Genomic DNA, 26,802 nt, shown 5'->3' with positions numbered 1-26,802 from the left:
AAGGCGCTTCGGGTCAGGGCGCAGGCTTGGCGGTGATGTCGTCCGAACCGGCATTTTCCAGCGCGGCTTCGACCGCGATGGGCGTGGCCGAGGGCGCGATGACGGCGAAGTTCTGATCCTGCACGGGTGTCGGGCGCCGCGTCCGACGCCAGCCGGTATAGATGGCCAGCATGATCAGCAGCGCTGCCAGATAGGCCCAGAAGCCGTCCGGTCCCATGACCGACATCAGCCAGCCCGTGATCAGCGGCCCGGTGATCGCGCCGACGCCGTTGATGAACAAAAGCCCCGCCGAGGCCGCAGCCATGTCGGATTGTTCCAGAAAATCGTTCGTATAGGCCAGCAGCAAGGAATAGACGGGATTGGCCACACCGCCGACGATTGCCGCCGTTGCCAGCAGCCCCCAGATTCCGGGTTGCGCGAAGAACGTGAACAACGCGGTCAGAAACCCCAGCGCGGACAGGCCCATCACGATAAAGCGCCGGTCGCTGTGATCCGACAGCCAGCCAATCGGATATTGCAGCACCAGCCCCCCGGCATAGATCGCCGCCACGAAGGCCGAGATTTCGGTCACCGTCAGCCCCTTGGTCGATCCCCAGACCGAAGCCATGCCGAACAGCGCCGAAAACACCCCGCCCATCAGAAATATCCCGACGCAACCCAGGGGCGAGACGCGGTAGAGCTTGGCAAAGCTCATCGGTTTGATGGTCGAGAATTGCGGTGCAGGCTGGCGCGACAGCAGGATCGGCAGGAACGACACGCTGACCAGAACCGAAGGGATCACGAACAGCAGATAGCCTGCCGGGTCCGCCGTGTTCATCAACAGCTGTGCGCCGATGATACCCAGCATCTGCACGATCATATAGGCTGACAGCGCCTGCCCGCGCGTTTCGTTGCGGGCACTGGCGTTCAGCCAGCTTTCGGCCGTGATATACACCCCCGAGAAGCAAAAGCCGATCAGCAGCCGCATCACCGCCCACAAGATCCAGTGCGGGGCCACCGCATAAAGGATCAGCACGGACGAGATGATCGACCCCAGCGCGGCAAAGACGCGGACATGGCCGACCTTCTGGATCATGTTCGGCACGATCCGCGATCCCAGCAGGAATCCCCCGAAATACGAGGACATGACCACGGACATATGCGTCGTGGAAATCCCCTCGATCTTGCCGCGGATGCCCAGAAGCGTTCCCTGCATCCCGTTGCCGACCATCAGCAGCAAGATACCCAGAAGCAGCGGCCAGGTGGTGCGCAGCACGGTCAGCATGATCTCTCCCCCTTAGGGTATCAGCAGCGAGGCATCGCCATAGCTGAAAAAGCGATAGCCCGAATTCACGGCGTGGCGATAGAGGGTGCCGATCCGGTCCTGCCCCATCAATGCGCTGACCAGCATCAGCAGCGTCGATTTCGGCAGGTGGAAATTGGTCATCAGTGCATCGGTCACACGGAAGCGATAGCCGGGATAGATGAAGATTTCGGTAACGCCCTGATAAGGGGCGATGGTCCCGTCTTCGGCCGCAGCCGATTCAATCAGGCGCAGGGCGGTGGTGCCCACGGGGATGATGCGGCCACCATTGGCGCGGGTGGCGTTGATGGCCTCGGCGGCCTCGGGCGTGACCTCGCCCCATTCGCCGTGCATCTTGTGGGTGGTCACGTCCTCGACCTTGACGGGGAGGAAGGTGCCCGCGCCGACATGCAGCGTGACATGGGTAAACCGCACGCCGCGGTCGCGCAGCGCCTGCAGCAGGGCGTCGTCGAAATGCAGGCTGGCCGTGGGGGCAGCGACAGCGCCGGTCTTTTCGGCCCAGACGGTCTGGTAATCCTGCCGGTCGGCCTCATCCGGGGGGCGCAGGGCGGCGATATAAGGGGGCAGGGGCATTGCACCGACCTGTGCCAGCGCGGCATCGAACGCCTCGCCCACCGCGTCAAAGCGCAGCGACAGATCGGTGTCCGACATCGCCGCGACTTCGGCGGAAAGCGTGTCGCCAAAGCGGATCACTTCGCCCGGCTTGAGCTTGCGCAGGGGCTTTGCCAGCGCCCGCCACGTGCCATCGGCCTGCGGCTCCAGCAGTGTGATTTCGACCTTGGCCGTCGCATCGCCCTGCGGGGTGTGGCGCGTGCGGTGCCCGGTCAGGCGCGCGGGGATCACCTTGGTGTCGTTCAGCACCAGCAGATCGCCAGGACCCAGCAGGTCGGGCAGGTCGCGCACGTGCAGATCGCGCAGGTCGTCCCCCTTGGCCACCAGAAGGCGGGCCGATGTGCGCGGGCGCGCGGGACGGGTGGCGATCAGCCCTTCGGGCAGGTCGAAATCGAAATCATCAAGCTTCATGGCCGGGTTGTCGCGCCGCCACCGTGCAGCGTCAAGCCGCCCAGTAATCACAAAGTGAAAACGTCAGGCTTTACTTGTCCAACGAAAATGCTAAGGCACTAGGGCGAGCCATGGGTGATTCAATGATCGTCTGCCACTGCACACAGATTTCCGACCACGACATCCGCGCGGCTGTCGATTGGATGCGTGCAGCCGATCCCGACACCATCATCACCCCCGGCAAAATCTATCACGCCCTTGGCAAGCGCGCCGATTGTGGCGGATGTATGCCCTTGTTTCTGGACACGATGCGCCGATGCGATAATCTGGCAGTGCCCCCCATCCTTCGGGGTCTGAAAGCCAACCGCATCGAGGTGAGCCATGAAGGGCGACGCAAAGGTCATAGAATATCTCAACGCAGCGCTACGGTCTGAACTTACGGCCGTCAGCCAGTATTGGCTGCATTACCGGCTGCAGGAAGACTGGGGCTATGGTCGCATTGCCGACAAGTCCCGCGCTGAGTCGATCGAAGAGATGCACCACGCCGACCGGCTGATCCAGCGCATCATCTTTCTTGAGGGCCATCCGAACCTGCAAAAGCTGGACCCGCTGCGCATTGGCCAGAACCTGAAAGAAACGCTTGAGGCCGATCTGGCCGGCGAACACGATGCCCGCACGCTGTATATCGAGGCGCGCGACCATTGCGAAAGCGTCGGCGATTACGTCAGCAAGCTGCTGTTCGAGGATCTGATCCAGGACGAAGAAGGTCATATCGACTTTCTGGAAACCCAGTTGCAGCTGCATGACCAGATCGGCGCCCAGAACTATGGCCATCTGAACGCCAAGCCGGCGAGCGAGGCCGAGTAATCAGGCCAGCCAGTCGGCGGCAAGCGCGGGCAGGTCGTCGAAATGGGCCAGCATCGCTTCGGGGGCAAGGCGCGTCAGCGCCTCGCCTTCGGGACCGAAAGCAACCAGCGCAACTGGAACGCCCGCCGCTGTCGCCGTCTTGCGGTCGGTTTCGGTGTCGCCCACCAGAAAACTGCGCGTGACAATGCCGCCCGCGCGTTCCACCGCTGCCTGATAGGGGCGGGGATCGGGTTTGCGGACGGGCAGGGTGTCTGCGCCGATCATCGCGGCAAAGCGGTCGCGGATGCCCAATTCGCGCAGCAGGGTTTCGGCCAGCGCCTCGGGCTTGTTGGTGCAGACCGCCAGAATATGGCCCGCATCTGCCAGGGCGTCCAGCGCCGCTTCGGTCCCCGGATACAGCTTGGTGTGAACGGCAATCGCCTCGCCGTAATGGACCAGCAAGCGGGCGTAATCCTCGTCCTCGGCACCCGGTGGCAGAAGCGTATCGGCGGCCATCCGCGCATAGCCCGCACGCAGCATGGCCCGCCCGCCGTGAAATGCGATCAGCGCATCGGCCACGGGGTCCAGCAGCGGATCAAGGCCGCGCCCGGTGAAACAGGCGTTTGCCGCAGCGATCAGGTCGCCCGAGGTATCCGCCAGCGTCCCGTCCAGATCGAACACAACCGTGCCTGCCATGCTGTAACCTTCCGTCAAGATGTTTGATCCGCCGGGGCCTTTCCCCGGTCACGGCCCCTAGGTAGAACGCGAACGACAGATAAGAAACAGGCAAGAGGCAGTCATGTCGGATAATCCCGCCGCCCTCATCGTTCTGGCAGCCGGGCAGGGCAGCCGGATGCAATCCGACCTGCCCAAGGTGCTGCACCGTCTTGGCGGCGTGCCGCTGGTCGGTCATGCGCTGGCCGCCGGGCGCGCGCTGGAACCTGAACGCATCGTCGTCGTTGCTGGGCACGGTGCGCAAGCGGTCGAAAAGGCCGTAGCCAAGCTGGAACCCGATGCCGCCATCGCGCTGCAGACCGAACAGCTGGGCACCGGCCACGCGGTTCTGCAGGCCATGCCGCTGCTGGAAGGTTTCGACGGCCGGGTGATCGTGCTTTATGGCGACACCCCCTTTATCGGCGAAGACACGCTGCTGGCGCTCTCCAGCCATCCCGCCGATGTGGTCGTGCTGGGCTTTGAAGCCGCCGATCCGGGCCGCTATGGCCGCTTGGTCGTCGGCCCCGAGGGGCTGGAGCGGATCGTCGAGTTCAAGGACGCCGATGCCGCGACCTGCGCGATCAGGCTGGTCAATTCCGGCGTGCTGGCGGCGGATGCGGCCTTGCTGCGCGAATTGCTGCCGCATGTCGGCAATGAAAACGCCTCGGGTGAATATTACCTGACCGACATTCCGGCGCTGGCCCGTGCCGCGGGTCGCCGGGTCGAGGTCGTCACCTGCGACGAATCTGAAACGCTGGGCATCAACACCCGCGCCGAACTGGCGGCCGCCGAAGCCGCGTTCCAGTCTCGCGCCCGCGAATTGGCGCTGGAGGATGGCGTGACGCTGACCGATCCCGCGACCGTGTGGTTCGCACTGGACACGGTGATCGGCCGCGATGCGATCATCGGGCAGAACGTGGTCTTTGGTCCCGGCGTCACCATCGAGAGCGGCGCCGAGATCCTGCCCTTCTGCCATCTTGAGGGCTGCCATGTCAGCGCGGGCGCAACCGTCGGCCCCTTTGCCCGCCTGCGCCCCGGCGCGGAACTGGGCGGCGATGTGCATGTCGGCAACTTCGTTGAAATCAAGAACTCGGTTTTGGACGAAGGCGTGAAGGTCGGTCACCTGACCTATCTGGGCGATGCCCATGTGGGCGAGCGCACGAATATCGGCGCGGGCACGATCACCTGCAATTATGACGGCGTGTTCAAGCACAAGACCGAAATCGGCGCGGATGCGTTCATCGGTTCGGACACGATGCTGGTCGCGCCGGTCCGGGTGGGCGCGCGTGCCATGACCGGATCGGGTTCCGTGGTCACCGAAGACGTGCCCGATGACGCCTTGGCCATCGGCCGTTCGCGTCAGGTCACGAAGCCGGGTCTGGCCACGCGCCTCATGCAGGCACTGCGCCAGAAGAAAGGGAAATAACCATGTGCGGCATCATTGGCATTCTGGGCAATCACGAAGTCTCGCCGCAACTGGTCGAGGCGCTGAAGCGGCTGGAATATCGCGGCTACGACAGCGCGGGCGTGGCGACGGTGGATGCGGACGGCAAGCTGTCGCGCCGCCGTGCCGTGGGCAAGCTGGTCAACCTGTCCGACCGTCTGGTGCATGAACCGTTGGCGGGGCACGCGGGCATCGGCCATACGCGCTGGGCCACGCACGGCGCCGCGACCGAGGCGAACGCCCACCCCCATAAACGCGGCCCCGTCGCCGTCGTGCATAACGGGATTATCGAAAACTTCCGCGAATTGCGCGATGAGGTGATTGCCCTTGGCATGACGCCGGAATCCGAGACCGACACCGAAACCGTAGCACTGCTGACCGCTTGGCACATGTCGCAGGGCCTTGGTCCGGTTCAGGCCGCCCGCGAGACGCTGGCGCGGCTGCATGGCGCGTTTGCGCTGGCGTTCCTGTTCGAGGGCGAGGGCAATCTGATGATCGCCGCCCGCAAGGGCAGCCCCCTGGCCGTGGGCACCGGCGATGGCGAGATGTTCATCGGCTCGGACGCGGTGGCGCTGGCACCGTTCACGGACCGCATCACCTATCTTGAGGATGGCGATCATGCCGTCATCACCCGCGCAGGCGCCGAGATTTTCGACGCCGAAGGTCTGCCTGCCAATCGCGAGATCCAGCAGATCGACGTGGGCGCGACGCGGATCGACAAGGGCGGTTTCCGGCACTTCATGGCCAAGGAAATCGCCGAACAGCCCGTCGTGCTGGGCGATGCGCTGAACCATTACATCAAGGGCGACCGGATCGTTCTGCCCGACGCCATCGACTTTCGCGACGTGGACCGCCTGACGCTGGTGGGCTGCGGCACCGCCTTTTACGCGGGCTATGTCGCGCGTTACTGGTTCGAGACCTTGGCGGGCATCCCCTGCGATCTGGATGTGGCGTCGGAATTCCGTTACCGCGAGCCGCCGCTATCGCCCAAAAGCTGGGCGATGTTCGTCAGCCAGTCGGGCGAAACCGCCGATACGCTGGCAGCCCTGCATTACGCCCGCGACAAGGTGGCGAAAACCGTGGGCGTGGTGAACGTGGGCACCTCGGCCATTGCGCGGGATGCCGATATTGCGCTTCCGACGCTGGCGGGGATCGAGGTGGGGGTGGCCTCCTCCAAGGCGTTCACCTGTCAATTGGCCGTGCTGGCCGTGCTGGCCCTGAAGGCCGCGCATGATCGCGGGCGGCTGGACGATGCCGGCCTTGCCGCGCATCTGGCCGATCTGCGCGCGATTCCGGGCCTGCTGAATCAGGCGCTGGCGGTCAGCGACGGCTGCCGGAAGCTGGCGGGCTGGCTGTCCGAGGCGCAGGACGTGCTGTATCTGGGGCGCGGCTCGTTCTATCCGGTCGCGCTGGAAGGCGCGCTGAAGCTGAAAGAACTGAGCTATATCCATGCCGAAGGCTACGCCTCGGGCGAGTTGAAGCACGGCCCCATCGCGCTGATCGACCGAAATGTGCCGGTCGTGGTCGTGGCCCCGCGCGATGCGCTGTTCGAAAAGACCGTCTCCAATATGCAAGAGGTCATGGCCCGTCACGGTCAGGTCTTGCTGATTTCGGATGTCGAAGGGATTGAGGCGGGCGGCGACGGCGTTCACGCCAGCCTTGCGATGCCGCAGGGGGGCGGGTCGTTCCAGCCGATCCTTTATGCGGTGCCGATGCAATATCTGGCCTATCACACGGCAGTCGCCAAGGGGACTGACGTGGACCAGCCCCGCAATCTGGCGAAGTCGGTGACGGTGGAATAAGCAAAGGCCCGGCCATGACGGCCGGGCCTTTCATTTCAGTGATTGGGGCTAAGCGGCGGCTGCGGCGTCGGAAGATCACCGATGATCGCCGCGTCATCATGTTCGCCCACCGCGTTCCAGACCATCGCGCCGATGATCGCGCCAAGGATCGGGGCCGCCCAGAACAGCCAAAGCTGCTGGATCGCCGCGCCGCCTGCAAACAGCGCCTGACTTGTCGAACGCGCCGGGTTGACCGAGGTATTGGTCACCGGGATCGAAATCAGGTGGATCAGTACAAGAGCCAGCCCGATGGCGATGGGCGCAAAGCCCTTGGGCGCGCGGCCATGCGTGGCGCCCAGAATCACGATCAGGAAAAAGGCGGTCAGGATCACCTCGATCAGAAAGGCCGACATCATCGAATAGCCGCCGGGCGATTGCGCGCCATAGCCGTTCGACGCAAAGCCCCCCAACTGGAAGTCCGCCTTGCCCGAGGCGATCAGGTAAAGCGCGCCCGCGGCCACGATGGCACCGGCAAGCTGCGCAAGGATATAGGGCACGACGCGCGCACCCGGAAAGCGGCCCGCCACGGCCAGCCCGATCGAGACGGCGGGGTTGAAATGCCCGCCCGAAATCCCGCCCACCGCATAAGCCATGGTCAGCACAGTCAGACCAAACGCGATCGAGACGCCGACAAAGCCGATACCCAGATCCGGGAAGGCAGCGGCCAGAACCGCGCTGCCGCATCCGCCAAAGACAAGCCAGAAGGTTCCAAGGGCCTCAGCGGCCAATTGCTTCTGCATGACGACAACTCCACAACATGCTCATTAACCACGCCTGCGGAAACGGCCGCAGCGTGATTTCCTTATGCCATGCAGTGGGTTGTCCCAGAAATGAAATCGCTGCGGCGCGGGCGATGGCAGCGATTGCACTGTGGCAGAACCGCTTCACGGATGCGTGATCACCTGGTCTTGGTGCAAAGAAAAAGGCGAAGGGGCCAGCCCTTCGCCTTTTGACAGGGTGGTCCGTGCCGGGACTTAAAGCTGGATGGCGCGGAAATCGGCTTCGCGGATACCCAGCTTTTTCAACGCGCCGGTTTCCGGCATGCGGTGCTGGCGAACCGCCGAGGTTGCGGCGATGGCAGCGTTCAGGATGCTGAAGACGTTGCGGATAAAGCTATAAGCGGTCATGTCCTTGCCTATGGGATGAATGTTTCGTCCCGTTAGACATGGGCCTGCGCCGCTCTTTCTGCAACGCAGCATTACGTCATTGCCGCCATGCAGTGCCCGCATGGCGATCCCGGCCCAAGGGGGAGACGAGGGCCGGGACCGCTTGCGTCAGTCTTCGTCGCCCGCCATCTGCGTCAGCACCTGACCCTTGCCGCGCGCGCGCAGGATCAGGGGCACGATCAGCGCCAATGCGGCCAGCGCCAGCAGCGTCGCGGCGATGGGGGACTGCACCAACACCGTCCAGTCGCCCTGGCTGATCGAAAGCGCGCGGCGCAACTGCTGTTCGGCCATGGGGCCAAGGATCAGGCCGACGACGATGGGCGCGATGGGATAGCCGAACAGGCGCATCACATAGCCCAGCACGCCAAAGCCCAGCAGCATCCCCAGTTCGAAGCTGGAGGGGTTGGCCCCGATGGTGCCCAGCGTGGCGAACAGCAGGATGCCCGCATACAGCCACGGCTTCGGCACGGTCAGCAGTTTGACCCACAGCCCGATCAGCGGCAGGTTCAGGATCAGCAGCATCGCGTTCGCGATCAGCAGCGATGCGATCAGACCCCAGACCAGCGTCGGGTTGGTGGCGAACAGCAGCGGCCCCGGTTGCAGGCCGAATTGCTGGAAGCCCGCCAGCATGATCGCCGCCGTGGCCGAGGTCGGCAGGCCCAGCGTCAGCAGCGGCACCAGCGTGCCTGCGGCGGATGCGTTGTTCGCAGCCTCGGGGCCGGCGACGCCTTCGATAGCGCCATTGCCGAATTCCTCGGGGTGCTTGCTCAGTTTCTTTTCAGTGGCATAGGACAGGAAGGTGCCGATCTCGGCCCCGCCTGCGGGCATGGCCCCGATGGGGAAACCGATGGCGGTGCCGCGTAGCCACGGCTTCCACGACCGCGCCCAGTCCTTGCGGCTCATCCAGACCGAGCCCTTGACCGCCGTGACCGATTCGTCGGCCTGAACGCGGGTTCCGGCAATCGCCAGCGCCTCGCCCACGGCGAACATGGCGACGGCCATGGTCGTGACCTCGATGCCGTCCAGAAGTTCGGGCACGCCAAAGGACAGGCGCGCCTGACCCGTCAGCTGGTCGATGCCCACGCAGGCCAGCGCAAGGCCCAGAAACAGCGATGTCAGACCGCGCAGCGCCGAATCCCCCAAAGCGGCAGAGACGGTGACGAAGGCCAGAACCATCAGCGCAAAGTTTTCGCGCGGCCCCATCTTCAATGCGATCTGCACGATGCTGGGCGCAAGAAAGGCCAGCAGCAGCGTGGCGATCAGACCGGCGACGAACGACCCGATGGCGGCGGTGGCAAGTGCCGGACCGCCGCGCCCCCGGCGGGCCATCTTGTTGCCTTCCAGCGCTGTGATGATCGAGGCGCTTTCGCCCGGCGTGTTCAGCAGGATCGAAGTGGTCGAGCCGCCATACATCCCGCCGTAATAGATGCCCGCGAACATGATCAGCGAACCCGCAGGGTCCAGCCGATAGGTGACGGGCAGCAACAGGGCCACGGTCAGCGCCGGGCCGATGCCGGGCAGCACGCCGACGGCGGTGCCCAGGGTGACGCCGATCAGCGCATAAAGCAGCATCATCGGCTCGGCAGCGGTCGCAAGACCCTGCATCAGGAAATCGAAGGCGCCCATGGCTTAGCCCCCCGGAAAAAACAGATGCTCAAGCGGGCCGGGCGGCAGGTGCAGCATCAGAAGTTTCGCAAAAATCACCCAGACCGCGAAGGCAAAGACGATGCCTATGGGCAGCGTCATGGCCAGATTGCGCTTGCCGAATGCGCGTGCGGTAAAGGCGAACAGAATGCCCGTCGCGATGGAAAAACCCGCGATGTGCAAAAGCATCAGCTGGGCCGCAAGACCCGCCACGATCCACAGGATCGGGCTGGGGTTCTGCGGCTCTCGTTCAGGGAAATCGCCGCGAAAGGCCGCAAGCGCGGTCCAGCCTGCCAGACCCAGCAGGCAATAGGCCACGACGCGCGGCACGCTGGCGGGGCCGACGCCCGAATAGCCGCCCAGATCGGCAAGGCGCGCGCTGTCCCACAGCATCACGCCCGCGACAAGGGCCAGAAAGACCGCGATGACAAGCGCCGCCCAGTCGGGGCGGCGCTGCGGTTCGGGGCGAAAATCGCTCATTTCACCAGACCGATGTCTTTCAGGATGGCTTGGGTCGCGGTCACGTCGGCTTCAAGCTGGGCATCGAATTCGGGCCCGGCCAGATAGGTGTCCATCCAGCCCTTGTCCGAAAGCTGCTTTTGCCAGTTTTCCGATTTGGCCATCTTTTCGATGTCGGCGGTCACTTTGGCTTTCTGTTCGTCCGACAGGCCGGGTGCTGCGGCGACCATGCGCCAGTTCTGCAGGTCGATGTCCAGACCGGATTCCTTCAGCGTGGGCGCGTCCACGCCTTCGATCCGCTCGGGCGCCGACACGGCCAGCAGGCGCAGCGTGCCCGCCTTGACCTGCGCTTCGAATTCGCCCAGCGACGACACGCCTGCGGTCACCTGATTGCCAAGGATCGCGGCCAGCGCCTCGCCACCGCCGGAATAGGCGATGTAGTTGATCTTGGTCGGATCGACGCCGGCAGCCTTGGCGATCATGCCCACTGCGATGTGGTCCGTGCCACCGGCCGAGCCGCCGGCCCAGCTGACCGCGCCAGGGTTTTCTTTCAGCTTGGCGACCAGACCGGCCATGTCCTGGATGTCGGAGGCGGCGGGAACCACGATCGCTTCATATTCGCCGGTCAGGCGGGCGATGGGGGTCACGTCCTTCAGCGACACGGGTGAATTGTTGGTCAGGATCGCGCCAACCATGACATAGCCGCCGACGATCAGCGCGTCGGGATTGCCCTTGTTCTGGCTGCTGAATTGCGCAAGCCCGATGGTGCCGCCGGCGCCCGGCACGTTCTGCACCTGCGCCGAGGGCGAGATGCCGTCTTCCTGCATGACCTGCTGCATGGTGCGCGCGGTCTGGTCCCAGCCACCGCCGGGGTTCGCGGGTGCGATGATGGTGTAATCGGCCATCGCGGGCAGCGCGATTGCGCTGGCGAACAGGCTGGCGAGAACGAGATGCTTCATGACATTCCTCCGCTGGCGAATGGGCGCACCGCAGCGCCGTTCGCTTGATGTCTTGTTTTCCGTGAACGTCCCCGCCTCTCCCAAAGCGCGGGACGCATCCTCCTGAAACCCGCGAGACTGCGGGCCTGACGGCATTTCCACCACAGAAACCTGTCATGGACCTGACACTGCGGAAAAAATTTGTGCGGAAGTCTATTCGCCCGCCAAAGCCTTGTTCCAGCGCGCCAAAAGCCGCACCCGCGTCGCTTGATCCAGATAGGCCAGCAGTCCGGGGCTGACGGGAACGGGTTTCAGCCGCAGCCCCGCCAGATCCTGCATCCCGCCCGCAGGGGTTTCCTGTCCCGCCACCTCAAGGCTGACGGCGGACAGGCGCAGGGTGCGCGACAGCAGGCTTTGTCCCTGTGGCGACATCAGATATGCCAGAAACTGCGCACCCAGTTCCGGGTCACGTGCCGCAGTGGGCACGACGGCCACCCGCGATACGACCACGGTGAAATCCTGCGGCAGGATCATCCCCACATCCGGGTCGCGCCGCGTCCATTCCGCGACGTATGAGCCAAGCAGGTTATAACCCACCGCCAGCCTGCCATCGGCGATCCGTTCCAGCAGGTCGCTGGTGGTGAGGTATTGCTGCACGCCTGCGCGGCCCATGGCGGCGACGACCGACCAGATGCCGGGGTAAAGTTCCTGATCTCGGGCCAGAAACAGATAGCCCACGCCCGACCGTGCCACGTCATAGGTGCCGATGCGTCCCCGTGCCTGATCCGGGTGTTCGGCCATCCAGCGGATCAGGTCGGCACGTGTGGCGGGCGGCGCATGTCCCGCGAAGCTGGGCTTGTGATAGGCGAAGACCGCGGGCTCGAACGTCAGGGCGTATGCCGTGTCGCGCCAGTTCGCCCAATCGGGCCAATCGGGGGTGTCGGGCGTGACCACGGGCCGCGCGAAGCCGTCATTCGCCAGCTTGACCTGCAAATCCATGGCCGAGGAGAAGGCGAAATCCGCCGTGCCTTGCCCCGCGCGTGTTTCGGCCACGATGCGGTCGTGCAATTCGCCCGTCAGCAGGTTTTCATAGGTCACGGCAACATCGGGATGGCTGGCCTGAAAGGCCGCGATGACCGGCTGCGCCAGATTGTCGTCCAGCGACGAATAGATCACCAGCTGTCTCCCGTCGCCCGCAGGTGCGGGAAACAGCGTGGGCTGGGCCATTGCCGGACCAAGGCAAAGGGCGACGAGGGCTGGCAAAAGGGCGTGCAGGCGCATCGCCAAAGATTGCCCCAGCCGTTGCCCGCCCGCAAGCGCGGCGCTAGGGTCGCGCTCAGGGGGGGAAGCTATGCGTATCTTGCTGGTCGAGGACAATATTTCGCTGGCCGAAGGGCTGGTGACGCTGCTGCGCCAGACCGGCTATGCAGTCGATGTGGTTCATGACGGCGCCTCGGCCGAGGCATTGGCACGGGCGGAAAGCTTCGATCTGGTGATCCTGGACCTGAACCTGCCCCAGATGGACGGGCTGGAGGTGCTGCGTGCGATGCGCGCCCGCAAGAACCCGGCTGCCGTGATGATCCTGACCGCGCGCGGCACGCCCGAGGAGCGGGTGCGGGGTCTGGACCTTGGCGCGGATGACTACCTGATCAAGCCCTTCGACATCGGTGAATTCGAGGCCCGGATCAGATCCCTGCTGCGCCGTCAGGCGGGGCTGCGCACCGCGACGGTCAGCTTTGGCGGGCTGACATTCGATCAGAACAGCCGCAGCTTTACCGTGGCGGGACATCTGCTGGACCTGCCCTTGCGCGAACGCGGGCTGCTGGAATTGCTGATCACCCGCGCGGGCAAGGTCGTGCCGCGCGAAACCATCGTGCAATCGCTGACCAGTCTGGAAGACGACCTGTCCGCCAACGCGATCGAGCAATATGTCAGCCGCCTTCGCAAACGCCTTGGCCCGGCGGGGCTGACGGTGAAAACCGCGCGCGGCATCGGCTATTTTCTGGACCGGGCCGAACCGTGAGCCGCCCTTTCTCGATCCGCCGCAGGCTTCTGGTCTGGCTGCTGGTCGCGACCGCCGTATTCGGCACGCTGGCGTTGATCGACACATGGCGCGAAGCCGTGCGAATGGCCAATGCGCTGGCCGACCGCGTGCTGGCCGGATCGGCGCTGGTCATCGCCGAACGCGCCTCGTTGGATGAAGACGGGCTGATTGCCATCGAAATCCCCTATGGCGCGTTGGAGATGCTGAGCTCGGCCGCCGAAGACCGCGTGTTCTACCGTGTCGATGGCCCGCCGGGGCGGTTGGTCACCGGCTATGACGATCTGCCGATGGCCCGTGCGGTGCAGGGCGGCGTGCCGGTCTTTGCCGATGACACCTTCCGCGGAGAGCCGGTGCGGGTCGCAAGCCTTGCCCGTGCCGCCTCGACCGGGATCGACGAGGTGCCCTTTGTCGTGACGGTGGCGGAAACGACCAATGCGCGGCGGGAATTGACGCAGACCATCCTGATGCGTTCTGCGCTGCGGCTGGCGCTGATGATGCTGGGGGCGGGTCTGATCGTGGGGATCGCAGTGACGGTATCGCTGCGCCCGCTGCATCGGCTGGGCGAGGCGATCGCGACCCGCAGTCCCGACGATCTGGGGCCAGTGGAAACCCCGGTTCCGTCCGAGGTGCGCGGCCTGGTCGGCACGATCAACCTGTTCATGTCACGCCTGAAGACGGCATTGGACGGTTTGCGCAATTTTACCGGAAATGCCGGGCATCAGCTGCGCACGCCCTTGGCCGTCGTCCGCACCCAACTGGCGCTGGCCGCCCGCGCAGGCACTCTGGCCGAAGCGCAGGAGGCCGCGCAAAAGGGCGATGCCGCCGTCGCCCATGCCGAACGCATCCTTGCCCAGTTGCTGCTGCTGGCCAAGGTCGATGCGGCAGCGGGTCATGATCCGCAACCGCTGGAACTGTCAGGCTTCGCCCGTGACGTGACCGCCGACAGTATCCCCGCCGCCGCGGATGCGGGCATCGATCTGGGTTTCGAAGGAGATGCCCCCCTGATCATCCGGGCCGAACCGCTGCTGTTGGCCGAGGCGTTGCAGAACCTGATCCGCAACGCGATCCTTCATGCCGGCACCGGCGCAGTCGTCACCGTCCGGGTGCGCGGCGAAGGCCCCGATGCCATCCTCGAGGTCGAAGATGACGGCCCCGGCATCCCCGAACCCGCCCGCCCCGCCGCCTTTGGCCGCTTTGCGCGCGGGGTGACGCATGGCCCCGGCATGGGGCTGGGCCTGCCCGTGGTCGAGGAGATCGTGCATCTGTTCGGCGGCGCGCTGACCCTTCATGCGGGACAGGAAGGACAGGGGCTGTGCGCCCGGATCCGCTTTCGCGCACAACCCACCTAAGCCGTCATTATGCGTCCAGCGAAGATCAGGCTTGCGTTTTGAACACGAAAACGTCATCTTCGCCCCATTCGCGAATGCGTGAATGACTTTTGGTGCCGGGCCCCTCTGGCGAACGTGGCGGCACGTTCGTGATGTCGGCATTGGATTTTGACCAGCCGCCTGGATCTTGTTCTGAACATGCAGCAAGAAAACAACCTCTCCGCGGGGGGCACCCGCGCATCCACCCTCAGCTATTTCCGCTGGTCCTTTATCGTCACGGTCCTTGGTCTGGCGCTTGGCGCATTCCTTGGCTGGGAAATGACGGGCACGGTCGGCGGCACGCTGTCGATCTTCTTCATCTGCGCCGTTCTGGCCGTGCTGGAGATTTCGCTGTCTTTCGACAACGCCATCGTGAACGCCAACAAGCTCAAGGACATGACGCCCGTTTGGCAGCGTCGCTTCCTGACCTGGGGCATCCTGATCGCCGTCTTCGGCATGCGGATCGTCTTTCCGCTGCTGATCGTGGTCATCGCGGCCAATATCGGCCCGTGGCAGGCGATGGTTCTGGCGGCGACCCAGCCCGACGAATATTCGCGCATCATGCATGACGCGCATCTGCCCATCGCCGCCTTCGGCGGAACCTTCCTGATGATGGTCGGCCTGTCGTTCTTCTTCGATCACGAAAAGGACGTGCATTGGGTCAAATGGCTGGAAGGCAAGATGCAGCGCTATGCCACGATTCGCGGCATCGAAGTCGCGATCGTGCTGATCACCGTGCTGATCTTCTCGCGTTTCCTTGAGCCTGCCGAATCGCAGATCTTCTTCAGCTCGGCCATCTGGGGGCTTCTGACCTTCCTGCTGGTCGAGGTGCTGGGCGGACTGCTGGACAGCAGCCAGGAGGCGCTGCAAGCCGGTGCCAAAGGCGGTCTGGGCGCGTTCCTGTATCTGGAAGTGCTCGACGCCTCGTTCAGCTTCGACGGCGTGATCGGTGCTTTCGCGCTGACGCATAACCTGTTCGTCATCGCCATCGGTCTGGGCATCGGCGCCATGTATGTGCGTTCCATGACCATCATGCTGGTCGAACGCGGCACGCTGGCCGAATACCGCTTTCTTGAACATGGCGCGTTCTATGCCATCGTTGCCTTGTCGATCATCATGTTCATCCAGCCGCTGATGCATATTCCCGAGGTCATCACCGGCCTTGGCGGTGCGACGCTGATTGGGATTTCGCTCTGGGCGTCGATCCGCTGGAACCGGCAGAACCACGAACACGGCTGATCCGCCGCGACCTGAAAAACCGGGGGCCGCTGTCCGAAAGGATAGCGGCCTTTTTACTGCGCGGGTGGGCGGGGTTTGCTATAGAAAACCCAATGGTAAAAAACGGGTTTGGTGATGCGGTATCTGGTTCTTTTGGTTGTTCTTTTGGTGGCGGTTGCCGCGTTTTACGCCGCATGGCGATGGCGGGGCGGTATGCTGCCGCGCACGGGGCTGGTGCTGGCCGGGCTGGCTGTCATGGCGGCGGGCGCGTGGTCGCTGAAACCCAAGGGCCTGCCCAGCCATGATGACGGTGCCGATGTGCAGGCGCTTTACGACACCGGGCGCGCCTTGCCACAGGCGCCGCTGAAGGTCTTTCACCTTGGCCACAGCCTTGTCGGACGCGACATGCCCGCGATGCTGGCGCAGATGGCCGGGCATGACTACAACCTGCAACTGGGCTGGGGCACGGCCTTGGGGGAGCATTGGCAGGGGCGTCAGGCCATCAACGGCTTTGATCAGGAAAACGCCACCCCCCGTTACCGCGACGCGCATGAGGCGCTGAAAAGCGGCGAATACGATGCCTTTGTGATGACCGAGATGGTCCGGCTGAAAGACGCGCTGCTTTACAAGGACAGCGTGGCCAGCGCCCGGAAATGGGCGGCCGAGGCGGTCGCGGGCAATCCCGACATTCAGGTATTCCTGTATGAAAGCTGGCACGCGCTGGACGACCAGCCCGAATGGTTGTCGCGCCTGCCCACCGATCTTGACGCGATGTGGAGCCAGATCCTGTGGCCCGCCAGCCGCGAAACCGCCAAGGCTACGGGTCGTCCGGTCTGGCTGATCCCGGCAGGTCAGGTGATGGCCGCCGTCGTCACTGAGGCCGAGGGCAAGGGTATCGCCGAACTGACAAATCGCGAACAGCTGTTCAACCGCAATGCCGACGGTTCGCTGGACACGATTCATATCAACGATCTGGGCGTCTATCTGGTGGCGCTGACCCATTACGCGGCGCTTTACGGCAAAAGCCCGGTAGGGTTGCCGAACCAGCTGATACGCGCGGACGGCACGTCTGCGACTGCACCATCGCCCGAACTCGCGCACAGGATGCAAGAGATCGTCTGGGACGTGGTGCAGCGCCAAAAGCTGACGGGTCTGTAAGCCAAGTCACGGAACCAAAAGCCGCTTTCCGGCGTCATTCCCCCATAAGCGGCGTGTTGCCGCATCTGGGGAGAATGCCATGAAATACCTGAGCGCCGCCCTTTTGGGCGGGATGATGCTGGCTGTCGCGGCCTGTGGGAACAACCCGACCGAACGCGCCGCGACCGGCGGTTTGGGCGGGGCCGTCGTGGCCGGTCCGGTGGGTGCCGTTGCGGGTGCGACCGTGGGTGCCGCAACCGCCGATTAAGGTTGGGGGATCAGCGCCAGCCACGCGCGGATCGCGGCCAACGCCTCGGGTTCGTCAAGAAACGGGATATGTCCGCGATCCGGAACTTCTGCAAAGATCATGTCGGGGCGACGCTGGCACATCTCGGCGGCGACCTCGGCGGACAGCAGATCGGAATTTCCGCCACGGATCAGCGCCAGGGGCAGATCATGGGCCGCGTCGAAAAGCGGCCAAAGGTTGATCTCGGGCCCTTCGAAAGCTGATAGAAACGCCTCGCGCAGTTGCGGATCATAAGTGATCCTAAGACCGTTTTCCGTTTCGGTGTAATGCAGTTTGGCCTCGGCCAGCCAGCGTTCCGGCGGGACACTGCGAAACTCGGGCATGACCTTGGGCAGCTTGCGCGCCAGATCGGCATGGCTGGACGCCACGGGATTGCGCCCGACATAATCCATGATCTTGGCCAGCCCCGGCTTGTTCAGGATCGGCCCCACATCGTTCAGGCACAGCCCATGCAGCCGATTGCGAGATGTGGCGGCAAGATACATGCCGATGATCCCACCCCGCGACGTGCCCAGCACGGCGGCCTGTTCGACATCCAGATGATCCAGCAGGTCGATGGCGTCCTGCGCCTCTTGCTGGACGGTATAGCTGGCCGCGCCCGTCCATTCCGACTGACCGCGCCCGCGATAGTCGGGGCGCAGCAGCCGCACGCCGTCCAGATGCGGCGCAAGATAGTCGAAATCCCGACCCGTGCGCGTCAGCCCGGACAGCGCCAGAACCACCATACCTTGGCCCTGGTCGCGATAGGCAAGACGGGTTCCGTCCCCCGCGGTGAAATGTCTGACATCCATCGCGGGGCTCCTTTATCCTTTACAGGTTTTCCGACTGCGGCATTCCAAGGACGTGATAGCCGCCATCGACCAGCACGGTCTCGCCTGTCGTGCAGGCGCCCCAGTCCGAACACAGCCAGACCGCCGTGCCGCCAATCGCCTCAAGCGTGGCATTGGCGCGCAGGGGGGCGTTCGCCTCGGTGTGGCGATAGGTCTTGCGGCCGCCGCCGATGGCTGCGCCTGCCAGCGTCTTCATCGGGCCGGGGCTGATCGCATTGACACGGATGCCGTCGGGGCCAAGGTCGTTGGCCAGATAGCGCACCGCCGATTCAAGCGCTGCCTTGGCCACGCCCATGACGTTATAGAACGGCGTCACCCGGTTCGAGCCGCCATAGGTCAGCGTGATGATCGAGCCGCCTTCGCGCATCAGCGGGGCCGCGCGACGTGCCACCTCGATCAGCGAATAGCAGGAAATCGTCAGCGAATTCTTGAAATTTTCGCGCGAGGTGTCGACGAAACGGCCCGTAAGTTCGTTCTTGTCGGAAAACGCGATGGCATGGACCAGAAAGTCCAGCTTGCCCCAGCGTTCGGTCAACTGCGCGAATGCCGCATCAAGCGAGGCGTCGTCGTTCACATCCACGTCCAGCAGCAGATCCGACCCGACGCTGGCAGCCAGCGGCTCGACCCGCTTGCCGAATGCATCGCCCTGATAGGAAAAGGCCAGTTCCGCGCCCTGATCGGCCAGTGCTTTGGCAATGCCCCAAGCGATCGAACGATCGTTCGCGACCCCCATGACAAGGCCGCGCTTACCCTTCATCAAATCCGACATCTGTTCTTATCCGTTAAATCTGGACAGCAGCATCGAGCCGTTGGTGCCGCCGAAACCGAATGAATTGGTCATTACCGTATCCAATCCGGCATTTTCGACAAGGCTTGTTGCGATTTCCCCGGCGTGAATGGCGGGGTCCAGCGTATCGACGTTGATCGAGGGCGCGATGAAGTCGTTTTCCAGCATCAGCAGGCAATAGATCGCCTCTTGCGCGCCGGTGGCTCCCTGGCTGTGGCCTGTCATCGACTTGGTCGAGGAAATCACCGGGGTCGAACCTTCGCCAAAGACGCGGCGCACGGCCTGCACTTCGCCCACATCGCCCACTGGCGTCGAGGTGCCGTGGGCGTTGATATAGCTGACCTTGCGACCGTCGCGCAGGGTTTCCAGCGCCAGACGCATCGCCCGTTCGCCGCCTTCGCCGGACGGGGCCACCATGTCATGTCCGTCCGAGGTCGCGGCATAGCCCGTCACTTCGGCATAGATCTTGGCACCGCGCGCCTTGGCGTGTTCCAGTTCCTCAAGCACGACGATGCCGCCGCCGCCGGAGATGACGAAGCCGTCGCGGTTCGCATCGAACGCGCGCGAGGCTTTCTCTGGCTGGTCATTGTATTTCGACGACATCGCGCCCATCGCGTCGAACAGGCAGGACAGCGTCCAGTCCAGTTCCTCGGCCCCGCCTGCGAACATCACGTCTTGCCGGCCCATCGCGATCTGTTCGGCCGCATTGCCGATGCAGTGCAGCGAGGTCGAGCAGGCCGAGGTGATCGAATAGTTCACGCCCTTGATCTTATAGGCCGTCGACAGGTTCGCCGAGATGGTCGAGGACATGCATTTCGGCACCGCGAACGGCCCGATCCGCTTGGGCGAGCCGGACGACAGCACCGTTTGATGCGCCGCGAACATGCTGGAGGTCGAAGGCCCGCCCGATCCGGCGATCAGGCCGGTGCGGGGGTTCACCACCTCGGCTTCGGTCAGGCCCGCATCGCGGATCGCCTGTTCCATCGCGATATAGGCATAGGCCGCACCCGGACCCATGAAGCGCAGGATGCGCTTGTCCACGGCTTCCTTGATGTCCAGCTTGACCGCACCGGCGACCTGGCTGCGGAAGCCGTATTCCTTCATGTCTTCATTGGCGGTGATGCCGGATTTGCCTGCTTTCAGCGAGGCAAGAACTTCGTTGCGGTCGTTTCCAATGCTGGAAACGATCCCGAGACCGGTGACGACGACGCGGCGCATGGGCGTTCTCCTGAATTCGTTGCACGGAACCGAAGCGAAATCAGCTTTCCGACAGCGCGACCTTCATATCCTTGACTTGGTAGATGACTTCGCCATCCGCCTCGACGCGGCCATCGGCCACACCCATGGTCAGACGGCGGGTCTGCACGGCCTTGGTGAAATCGACGTAATAGCGCAGCATCTTGCGGTCGGGGCGGACCATGCCGGTCAGCTTCACCTCGCCGACACCCAGCGCGTAGCCGCGACCCTGCCAGCCGCGCCAGCCCAGATTGAAGCCGGTCAGCTGCCACAGCCCGTCAAGGCCAAGGCAACCCGGCATGATCGGATTGCCGGGGAAGTGGCAGGAAAAGAACCACAGGTCGGGGGTGATGTCGAATTCCGCCACGACATGGCCCTTGCCATGCAGGCCGCCATCGGCCGAGATGTCGGTGATCCGATCCATCATCAGCATCGGCGGTTCGGGCAGTTGCGCATTGCCGGGGCCGAACAGCTCTCCGCGGGCGCAGGCCAGCAGATCGTTCTTGTCAAAGCTGGTCCGGGTCATCGTCATATGCGTCTGGTCTCCATTGGTCCGACGTGGCGTCAATTCGTGGCACCCGCATCGGGACGACCCGGCGCGAAACCTTGGCCCTCGGTCTATCATTGGGCCACGTCTGGGTGCAAGGCCCGCAGCTTATTGCGCGATTTCGTCCGTGATTGCCGCGCGAAAGGACAGGTCGGGCTTCAAAACCACTGGCCCGGCTCCATCAGGCCGAAATCCATCAACTGCTGCGAATGCCAGCGGAAGGGATGCGAATTACGCCAGGAAAAGCTGTGGATCTGGTGGCGCGATCCGGGGTTGCGCGCCAATGCCTTTGCGACACGGAACGACGCGATGGCCGCTGTCAGATTGTGGTGCCACGGGCAGGAATAGGTGTTGTATTCCTCGACGTTGAAACGGTGATCGGGCAACAGGCGCAGTTCGGGCTGGGTGCGAAACAGTGCGATGCGGTCGATACGGCGGCGGTCGGCAGGCACGTGTTCTTCGAAGCGCCAGCGCAGGCCGCCGTGAAAATCCAGCTGCCGGTCCAGGAAATTGCCGTCGCGATCCGTCCGGCCAAGCGCGAAATATCCGGTGCGGTCGAACATCGCCTCGTTCATGCTGACCGCGTCGGGAAAGCGATTCAGGTCCGGCGCGTAAAGGTCGATCACATAGGTCAGCATCGAGCGGCGGCGTTCCTCGGTATGGAATGCCAGCATCTCGCCGACCGTGCGGCTTTCCGAGAAGGGATAGAACAGGAATTCGGCGTTATAGCCGTAATAGATCCATGTATTGGGCGGCGCCGCATCGATCACCGCATTGACTGCCGTGACATGTGCGCGTCCGTTGCGCGCGTCGTGGCGCAGGTTCACGATGCGGTCCGCGCCATCTTCGGGCAGGACATGGGCGGGCAGGGGTTCCGCCGAAAGCGCAATGATCAGCTTGAACCCGGCCTTTATGTGATGCGTCAGCGTGGGGCCGACGGCCACCGCATCTTCGATCAGCAGGATCGCGATGGGGCCTTTCGCCAGCCGGTCCGGTGCGTTCTTCAGAAACTCGGCAAGCGGCGGATGGCTCATGGCAGGTCGGTTCCGATCCGGCCAAGCAGTTCGGAAATGCGGGCCGGGTCGTCGCTGGCCGCCTGCAGGGCCGCGCGCAGCTCAGACTTGCGGGCATCCGGCAGGTCGGCATCGTCGATCATCTGGCCGATGCGCGCCGCGTCGAAACCGGCGGGCGTCAGCGCGGGATCGGTCTGGGCAGCCTCGGTCGCGGCAGAGCCTGCTTCGCGCGTCGCGGTTGCGGCGGCCAAGGCTGCGGCCCCGGCGGCATGGGCTGCGGCCTCGGCCTGGGCGCTGTTATCTGCCCCCGCGCTGGCGGCTGCGGCATCTGCGGCGCGGTCCGCTGCGGCAATCGCTTCCTCGGCGGCGGCTTCGGCCTGTGCGGCGGCGGGATTGTCGTTGCCTTGCGCGGCGGAATGGGCCTCGGCCGCGATGTCTGCGGCAATCGCCGCCGCGTCTGCGGCAGCATCGGCCGCATCCCCTGCGGCGGCCGCGGCTTCGGGCTGGACGGGTTCGGCAGGCACCGGCGCGGGGTCGGTTGCATCATTTGCGGGGACCAGAGGTTCTTCGCCGATGCGCAGGAACTTGGCGGGGTCGCCACCGCTCCAATACCATGCGCCGCCAAGCAGGGCGGCCACCATCAAGGCAAGGGCTGGAACGATCCTCATCCGTGTCTCCGTCGCGGTCTTTGCGACATCTATGACATGGGGCCGCGACCATCGTAAAGGATCGGCCACGACAATCGTTCAACCATCGGCTGAATGACCCGCCAAGACAGCGATTCGGCTGCAGAACCGCGGTGTTTGGCTGCGAATCCGGTTGAATTATGGCGTTTGCGCGACTATCTAACCGCGCAAACCCTTTAGGCGATACAAGGAAGATAGCCATAGCTCGCAGACCGCATAACGCTCCGCCCACCCGTGACACCGGCCCGCGCGTCAACGAACGCATCCGTGTTGCTGAAATCCGTCTGATCGGTGCGGAAGGCGAAAACATCGGGGTCGTGACGCCCGCGCGCGGATTGGAGCTGGCCGAGCAGGCCGGGCTGGATCTGGTCGAGATCTCGCCCAACGCCGTGCCGCCGGTCTGCAAGATCATGGACCTTGGCAAGTTCAAGTATGAACAGCAAAAACGCGAAGCCGAGGCGCGGAAAAAGCAAAAAGTCATCGAGATCAAGGAAATCAAGTTCCGTCCTGGCACGGATACGCATGATTACGACGTCAAGATGCGCTCGGTCATGAAATTCCTGGGGGAAGGCGACAAGGTGAAGGTCACCCTGCGTTTCCGCGGCCGGGAAATGGCGCACCAGCAGCTTGGTCTGGAACTTCTGAACCGCGTGGCCGGCGATGTCGGCGAAGCGGGCAAGATCGAATCCATGCCCAAGCTGGAAGGCCGCCAGATGGTCATGATGATCGCGCCGAAATAAGCATGACAGCGCCGGTGACGATTCAGGTTCTGCGCGAACCCGGTGCCGATCCGGCGCTGCCCTTGCCCGAATACCAGACGGCGGGCTCGGCTGGTGCCGACCTGCGCGCCGATCTTGGCGGGGCCGAGCTGGTGCTGGCCCCCGGCCAAATCGCCTTGGTGGCGACTGGCCTGCGCGTCCAGATCCCCGAAGGATATGAGATGCAGATCCGCCCCCGCTCCAGCCTGGCGCTGAAGCATGGGGTGACGCTGCCCAACACCCCCGGCACGATCGACAGCGATTATCGCGGGCCGCTGGGCGTCATCATGATCAACCTTGGTGCCGCCCCCTATACCATCCAGCATGGCGAACGGATCGCGCAGGCGGTCATCGCGCCCGTCACCCGCGCGGCCTATGTCATCGTGGATGCGCTGGACGGCACGGCGCGCGGCGCGGGCGGTTTCGGCTCGACCGGGCGGGGATGATCGCTTGATCTGGCTGATTCTCATGGCCGCTCTGCTTGTTGCAGGGCGGCTTTTGCATTGGCCCGCGCGCTATGTCTGGGCCGGTGTCGCGCTGGTCTGGCTGGCGGCCCTGAGCGTGGCGCGCGATCCGCGTCTGTGGCTGGTCGGGGGCGTCGTTGCCGCGCTGGTGCTGGCCTATGGCGCCGGGCTGCGGCATCTGCACCGCAAGGCGCGGCCCGTGGCCGAAAGCCCGACGATCCCCGATGCCGAAATCGACCGCTACGCCCGCCACATCGTCCTGCGCGAATTGGGCGGGCCGGGGCAGGCGGCGCTGAAGCGTGCCCGCGTGCTGGTCGTGGGCGCAGGCGGCCTGGGCGCCCCGGTGCTGCTGTATCTGGCGGCGGCGGGCGTCGGGCGCATCACGGTGGCCGATGACGACCGTGTCAGCTTGTCGAACCTGCAGCGGCAGGTGATCTTCGCAGCCCGCGACGAAGGCCGTCCTAAGGTCGAGGCCGCGCGCGACGCGATGCTGGCGCTGAACCCGCATGTTCAGGTGCAGACGTTGGACAGGCGCATCGGACCTGAGGATACCGACCTGATCGCGCAGCATGATCTGGTGATTGACGGCACGGACACATTCGCCGCGCGTCAGGCGGTGAACGCGGCCTGCGTGGCGGCAGGCGTGCCGCTGGTCGCCGGTTCCATCGCGCAATGGGAAGGTCAGTTGACCGTCTGGGATCCCCGCCGCGATGCGCCCTGCATGGCCTGCATCTTTCCCGACGCGCCCGCGCCAGGCCTTGCCCCAAGCTGCGCCGAGGCGGGCGTGGTCGGCCCCTTGCCCGGCATCCTTGGCAGCATGATGGCGCTTGAAGCGATCAAACTGATCGCAGGCACCGGAGAGGCGCTGCGGGGTCGGATGATGATCTTTGACGGCCTTTATGGCGAAAACCGCACCGTGAAAATTCGCCGTCGCGTCGATTGCCCGGTCTGCGGCTCTGGACATTTCCGGCAGGGGTGAAAGACTCGGGCCAACTTTACGGAGGCTCGCATGAACCCGGAAATCACCAACTGGACCGGCCCGCTTGGCCTGCCGCGCTTTGACCTGATCGCGGATGGGGACTTTGCCCCGGCATTTGATGCCTGTCTGACCAAGGCTGCTGCCGCGGTCGAAGCCATCGCCTCCAACGCGGCGCCCCCCGATTTCCAGAACACCGTCGCCGCGTTGGAAATGGCCGAAGAGCCGCTGAACCGGCTTTGCGCAATTTTCTACACCCTGACCGGCGTTGATTCGAACCCGGCGCGCGAAGACCTGCAACGCCAGATCGCGCCGCGTCTGGCCGCGCATGGCAGCAAGGTCAGCATGGACCCGCGCCTGTTTGACCGCGTCGAGGCAGTGATGCAGGACCGTGACGAGCTTTCGCCCGAAGATTGCCGCCTGACCGAGCTGACGCTGCGGGGCTTGCGCCGCGCTGGCGCAGGGCTGACGGGCGCGGCACGCGACCGCATGGCCGCAATCCGCGAAAGGCTGGCGGTGCTATCCACGCAATTCGCGCAGAACATGCTGACCGACGAACGCGATTTCACCATGGCAGTTGCCGATGACGGGCTGGCCGGGCTGCCCGATTGGCTGGTCCGGTCCATGCGCGCCGCGGCCAAGGAACGCGGGCTGGACGGGCAGATCGTGACGCTGAACCGGTCGCTGATCGTGCCGTTTCTGGAATATGCGACCGACCGGGCCTTGCGTGAAACCGCGTGGCGGGCATGGGCTGCACGGGGTGACGGTTCGGGGGCAGGGGGTGCGGCCACCGACAACCGCCCCATCGCCGCCGAAATCCTTGCGCTGCGCCATGAACGCGCCACGCTGCTGGGTTACGCCGATTTCGCCAGCTATAAGCTGGAGCCGGAAATGGCGGGCAATGCCGACAACGTCCGGGCGCTGCTGATGCAGGTCTGGGAACCGGCCAAGGCGCGTGCCGCCGCTGATGCCGCCCGCTTTGGCGAAATGCTGAACGCCGACGGCATCAATGGCGCGCTTGAGCCCTGGGACTGGCGTTTCTATGCAGAACGCCGCCGCAAGGCCGAACACGATCTGGATGAGGCCGAGGTCAAACCCTATCTGACGCTTGAGGCGATGATCGGCGCGGTCTTTGACACCGCGCACCGACTGTTCGGGATCGAGATGCGGGAATTCGACGCGCCGCTTTGGTCGCCCGATACCCGCGCATGGGAGGTGACGCGAAACGGCGAACGCCTTGCGGTCTTTCTGGGCGATTTCTATGCGCGGCCCTGCAAACGCTCGGGGGCATGGTGCTCCACGCTGCAATCGCAGCACAAGATCGGCACAGGCCAACGGCCCATTGTCATCAACGTGTGCAACTTCACCCCGCCCGAGGAAAAAGGCGCGCCCGCCTATCTGTCCTGGGATGACGCGCATACGCTGTTTCACGAATTCGGCCACGCGCTGCACAATATCCTGTCGGATGTGACATGGCCCTCGATCTCGGGCACTTCGGTCGCGCGGGATTTCGTGGAACTGCCCAGCCAGCTTTTCGAACATTGGCTGGAACAGCCCGAGGTGCTGGACCGCCATGCCCGCCACGCGGAAACCGGCGCGGCCCTGCCCGCCGATCTGCGCGACCGTATTCTGGCCGCCGGAAATGCCGATCAGGGATTTGCCACGACCGAATATCTGGAAAGCGCGCTGGTCGATCTGGATTTCCACAGCGGCTTGCCGCCCAAAGATCCCATGGCCCGGCAGGCCGAAATTCTGGCCGAACTGGGCGCGCCCGCTGCCATTCCAATGCGGCACGCGACGCCGCATTTTGCGCATGTCTTTTCTGGGGATGGTTATAGCGCGGGTTACTACAGCTATATGTGGTCCGAAGTCATGGATGCCGACGCCTTCGAGGCGTTCATGGAAAAAGGCAGCGCGTTCGACCCCGAAACTGCCCAAAAACTGGAGGAATGGATCCTTTCAAAAGGGGATTCTTTGCCCGCAGATGAACTTTGGCTGAAATTTAGGGAACGAAAACCGGGGGTTCACGCTTTGTTGAAAGGACGCGGCCTTTTGACCGACGCTTCCTGAAACAA

General features: G+C 64.3%; 28 protein-coding genes. 13 read left to right on the top strand and 15 right to left on the bottom strand.

Annotated elements, in window-relative coordinates:
- Nucleotides 1–13 precede the first annotated feature (13 nt).
- Nucleotides 14–1,264: an MFS transporter gene (locus tag FN835_RS01065; protein WP_142661328.1), complete on the bottom strand. Its 1,251-nt coding sequence runs from the start codon at nt 1,262–1,264 to the stop codon at nt 14–16.
- 12 nt (nt 1,265–1,276) lie between these two features.
- Nucleotides 1,277–2,326, bottom strand: coding sequence for a tRNA preQ1(34) S-adenosylmethionine ribosyltransferase-isomerase QueA (gene queA / locus FN835_RS01060; RefSeq protein WP_142661327.1), 1,050 nt, complete (start codon nt 2,324–2,326; stop codon nt 1,277–1,279).
- Nucleotides 2,327–2,448: 122 nt separating this feature from the next.
- On the opposite strand from queA, the gene FN835_RS01055 reads away from it, so the two are divergent.
- Both FN835_RS01055 and bfr read left to right on the top strand, forming a co-directional pair.
- Nucleotides 2,449–2,739, top strand: coding sequence for a (2Fe-2S)-binding protein (locus tag FN835_RS01055; protein WP_142661539.1), 291 nt, complete (start codon nt 2,449–2,451; stop codon nt 2,737–2,739).
- Entirely contained in the window at nt 2,687–3,172 is a 486-nt protein-coding gene (bfr, locus tag FN835_RS01050; RefSeq protein WP_142661326.1) for a bacterioferritin, read from the top strand. Before FN835_RS01055 ends, bfr begins: the two co-directional genes overlap by 53 nt.
- Here bfr and FN835_RS01045 read toward each other — a convergent pair whose 3' ends face one another.
- Nucleotides 3,173–3,847 (bottom strand): HAD-IA family hydrolase, encoded by a 675-nt coding sequence (locus tag FN835_RS01045; RefSeq protein ID WP_142661325.1) that lies wholly within the window; start codon nt 3,845–3,847, stop codon nt 3,173–3,175.
- 103 nt (nt 3,848–3,950) lie between these two features.
- Here FN835_RS01045 and glmU point away from each other — a divergent pair, with 103 nt between their 5' ends.
- A complete protein-coding gene (gene glmU / locus FN835_RS01040; protein ID WP_142661324.1) occupies nt 3,951–5,291 on the top strand; it encodes a bifunctional UDP-N-acetylglucosamine diphosphorylase/glucosamine-1-phosphate N-acetyltransferase GlmU in 1,341 nt (446 codons plus the stop codon).
- A gap of 2 nt (nt 5,292–5,293) precedes the next feature.
- The gene (glmS, locus tag FN835_RS01035; protein ID WP_142661323.1) at nt 5,294–7,111 is read left to right on the top strand and encodes a glutamine--fructose-6-phosphate transaminase (isomerizing); all 1,818 of its coding nucleotides are present in this window, start codon (nt 5,294–5,296) and stop codon (nt 7,109–7,111) included.
- A 35-nt stretch (nt 7,112–7,146) separates the two neighbouring features.
- Here glmS and aqpZ read toward each other — a convergent pair whose 3' ends face one another.
- The 6 genes from aqpZ to FN835_RS01010 form a co-directional block, all read right to left on the bottom strand.
- The gene (aqpZ, locus tag FN835_RS01030) at nt 7,147–7,890 is read right to left on the bottom strand and encodes an aquaporin Z (RefSeq protein ID WP_142661322.1); all 744 of its coding nucleotides are present in this window, start codon (nt 7,888–7,890) and stop codon (nt 7,147–7,149) included.
- Between the two features lie 234 nt (nt 7,891–8,124).
- Nucleotides 8,125–8,277 carry a hypothetical protein gene (locus FN835_RS21140; protein WP_185958540.1) on the bottom strand — a complete coding sequence of 51 codons (153 nt, stop codon included), beginning with the start codon at nt 8,275–8,277 and terminating at the stop codon, nt 8,125–8,127.
- Between the two features lie 147 nt (nt 8,278–8,424).
- Entirely contained in the window at nt 8,425–9,942 is a 1,518-nt protein-coding gene (locus tag FN835_RS01025) for a tripartite tricarboxylate transporter permease (protein WP_142661321.1), read from the bottom strand.
- 3 nt (nt 9,943–9,945) lie between these two features.
- Nucleotides 9,946–10,440, bottom strand: coding sequence for a tripartite tricarboxylate transporter TctB family protein (locus FN835_RS01020; RefSeq protein WP_142661320.1), 495 nt, complete (start codon nt 10,438–10,440; stop codon nt 9,946–9,948).
- Nucleotides 10,437–11,378 carry a Bug family tripartite tricarboxylate transporter substrate binding protein gene (locus FN835_RS01015; protein ID WP_142661319.1) on the bottom strand — a complete coding sequence of 314 codons (942 nt, stop codon included), beginning with the start codon at nt 11,376–11,378 and terminating at the stop codon, nt 10,437–10,439. The genes FN835_RS01020 and FN835_RS01015 overlap by 4 nt, the downstream gene beginning before the upstream one ends.
- Nucleotides 11,379–11,570: 192 nt before the next feature.
- The gene (locus tag FN835_RS01010) at nt 11,571–12,638 is read right to left on the bottom strand and encodes an ABC transporter substrate-binding protein (protein ID WP_142661538.1); all 1,068 of its coding nucleotides are present in this window, start codon (nt 12,636–12,638) and stop codon (nt 11,571–11,573) included.
- A gap of 70 nt (nt 12,639–12,708) precedes the next feature.
- Here FN835_RS01010 and FN835_RS01005 point away from each other — a divergent pair, with 70 nt between their 5' ends.
- The 5 genes from FN835_RS01005 to FN835_RS21135 all read left to right on the top strand — a co-directional run bounded on the left by FN835_RS01005 (nt 12,709) and on the right by FN835_RS21135 (nt 17,391).
- Nucleotides 12,709–13,380: a response regulator transcription factor gene (locus FN835_RS01005; protein ID WP_142661318.1), complete on the top strand. Its 672-nt coding sequence runs from the start codon at nt 12,709–12,711 to the stop codon at nt 13,378–13,380.
- Nucleotides 13,377–14,750 (top strand): sensor histidine kinase, encoded by a 1,374-nt coding sequence (locus FN835_RS01000; RefSeq protein WP_142661317.1) that lies wholly within the window; start codon nt 13,377–13,379, stop codon nt 14,748–14,750. Before FN835_RS01005 ends, FN835_RS01000 begins: the two co-directional genes overlap by 4 nt.
- A gap of 177 nt (nt 14,751–14,927) precedes the next feature.
- On the top strand, nt 14,928–16,007 hold the full coding sequence (locus FN835_RS00995; RefSeq protein ID WP_142661537.1) for a DUF475 domain-containing protein: 1,080 nt from the start codon (nt 14,928–14,930) through the stop codon (nt 16,005–16,007).
- A gap of 114 nt (nt 16,008–16,121) precedes the next feature.
- Nucleotides 16,122–17,144, top strand: a complete 1,023-nt coding sequence (locus FN835_RS00990; protein ID WP_142661316.1) for a hypothetical protein — start codon at nt 16,122–16,124, stop codon at nt 17,142–17,144.
- A 79-nt stretch (nt 17,145–17,223) separates the two neighbouring features.
- Nucleotides 17,224–17,391, top strand: a complete 168-nt coding sequence (locus tag FN835_RS21135) for a hypothetical protein (protein WP_185958539.1) — start codon at nt 17,224–17,226, stop codon at nt 17,389–17,391.
- On the opposite strand, the gene FN835_RS00985 is transcribed toward FN835_RS21135, so the two are convergent.
- From FN835_RS00985 to FN835_RS00960, 6 genes are all read right to left on the bottom strand, one after another.
- Nucleotides 17,388–18,221 (bottom strand): alpha/beta fold hydrolase, encoded by an 834-nt coding sequence (locus FN835_RS00985; protein ID WP_142661315.1) that lies wholly within the window; start codon nt 18,219–18,221, stop codon nt 17,388–17,390. The two genes, FN835_RS21135 and FN835_RS00985, sit on opposite strands and share 4 nt — an antisense overlap.
- Nucleotides 18,222–18,240: 19 nt before the next feature.
- Complete coding sequence (locus FN835_RS00980) at nt 18,241–19,029, bottom strand: enoyl-ACP reductase FabI (protein WP_142661314.1); 789 nt, start codon at nt 19,027–19,029, stop codon at nt 18,241–18,243.
- Between the two features lie 6 nt (nt 19,030–19,035).
- Nucleotides 19,036–20,265: a beta-ketoacyl-ACP synthase I gene (gene fabB, locus FN835_RS00975; RefSeq protein WP_142661313.1), complete on the bottom strand. Its 1,230-nt coding sequence runs from the start codon at nt 20,263–20,265 to the stop codon at nt 19,036–19,038.
- Between the two features lie 40 nt (nt 20,266–20,305).
- Nucleotides 20,306–20,815, bottom strand: coding sequence for a bifunctional 3-hydroxydecanoyl-ACP dehydratase/trans-2-decenoyl-ACP isomerase (gene fabA, locus FN835_RS00970; protein ID WP_142661312.1), 510 nt, complete (start codon nt 20,813–20,815; stop codon nt 20,306–20,308).
- A gap of 173 nt (nt 20,816–20,988) precedes the next feature.
- Complete coding sequence (locus tag FN835_RS00965) at nt 20,989–21,864, bottom strand: glycosyltransferase family 2 protein (protein WP_142661311.1); 876 nt, start codon at nt 21,862–21,864, stop codon at nt 20,989–20,991.
- Entirely contained in the window at nt 21,861–22,511 is a 651-nt protein-coding gene (locus FN835_RS00960; protein WP_246098617.1) for a hypothetical protein, read from the bottom strand. Before FN835_RS00960 ends, FN835_RS00965 begins: the two co-directional genes overlap by 4 nt.
- A 158-nt stretch (nt 22,512–22,669) precedes the next feature.
- Between FN835_RS00960 and infC the strand changes: the two genes are divergently transcribed.
- From infC to FN835_RS00940, 4 genes are read left to right on the top strand one after another with little or no spacing between them, the layout of a single operon-like run.
- Nucleotides 22,670–23,269, top strand: coding sequence for a translation initiation factor IF-3 (infC, locus tag FN835_RS00955; RefSeq protein WP_185958538.1), 600 nt, complete (start codon nt 22,670–22,672; stop codon nt 23,267–23,269).
- 2 nt (nt 23,270–23,271) lie between these two features.
- Nucleotides 23,272–23,733 carry a dUTP diphosphatase gene (gene dut, locus FN835_RS00950; protein ID WP_142661310.1) on the top strand — a complete coding sequence of 154 codons (462 nt, stop codon included), beginning with the start codon at nt 23,272–23,274 and terminating at the stop codon, nt 23,731–23,733.
- 22 nt (nt 23,734–23,755) lie between these two features.
- Nucleotides 23,756–24,730, top strand: a complete 975-nt coding sequence (locus tag FN835_RS00945; RefSeq protein ID WP_142661309.1) for a HesA/MoeB/ThiF family protein — start codon at nt 23,756–23,758, stop codon at nt 24,728–24,730.
- A gap of 30 nt (nt 24,731–24,760) precedes the next feature.
- Nucleotides 24,761–26,797: a M3 family metallopeptidase gene (locus FN835_RS00940; protein WP_142661308.1), complete on the top strand. Its 2,037-nt coding sequence runs from the start codon at nt 24,761–24,763 to the stop codon at nt 26,795–26,797.
- The last annotated feature ends 5 nt before the right edge of the window (nt 26,798–26,802 follow it).

The organism is Paracoccus laeviglucosivorans, from assembly GCF_900182695.1.
Taxonomy (GTDB): domain Bacteria; phylum Pseudomonadota; class Alphaproteobacteria; order Rhodobacterales; family Rhodobacteraceae; genus Paracoccus; species Paracoccus laeviglucosivorans.
This window is presented reverse-complemented; position numbering and strand designations above follow the sequence as displayed.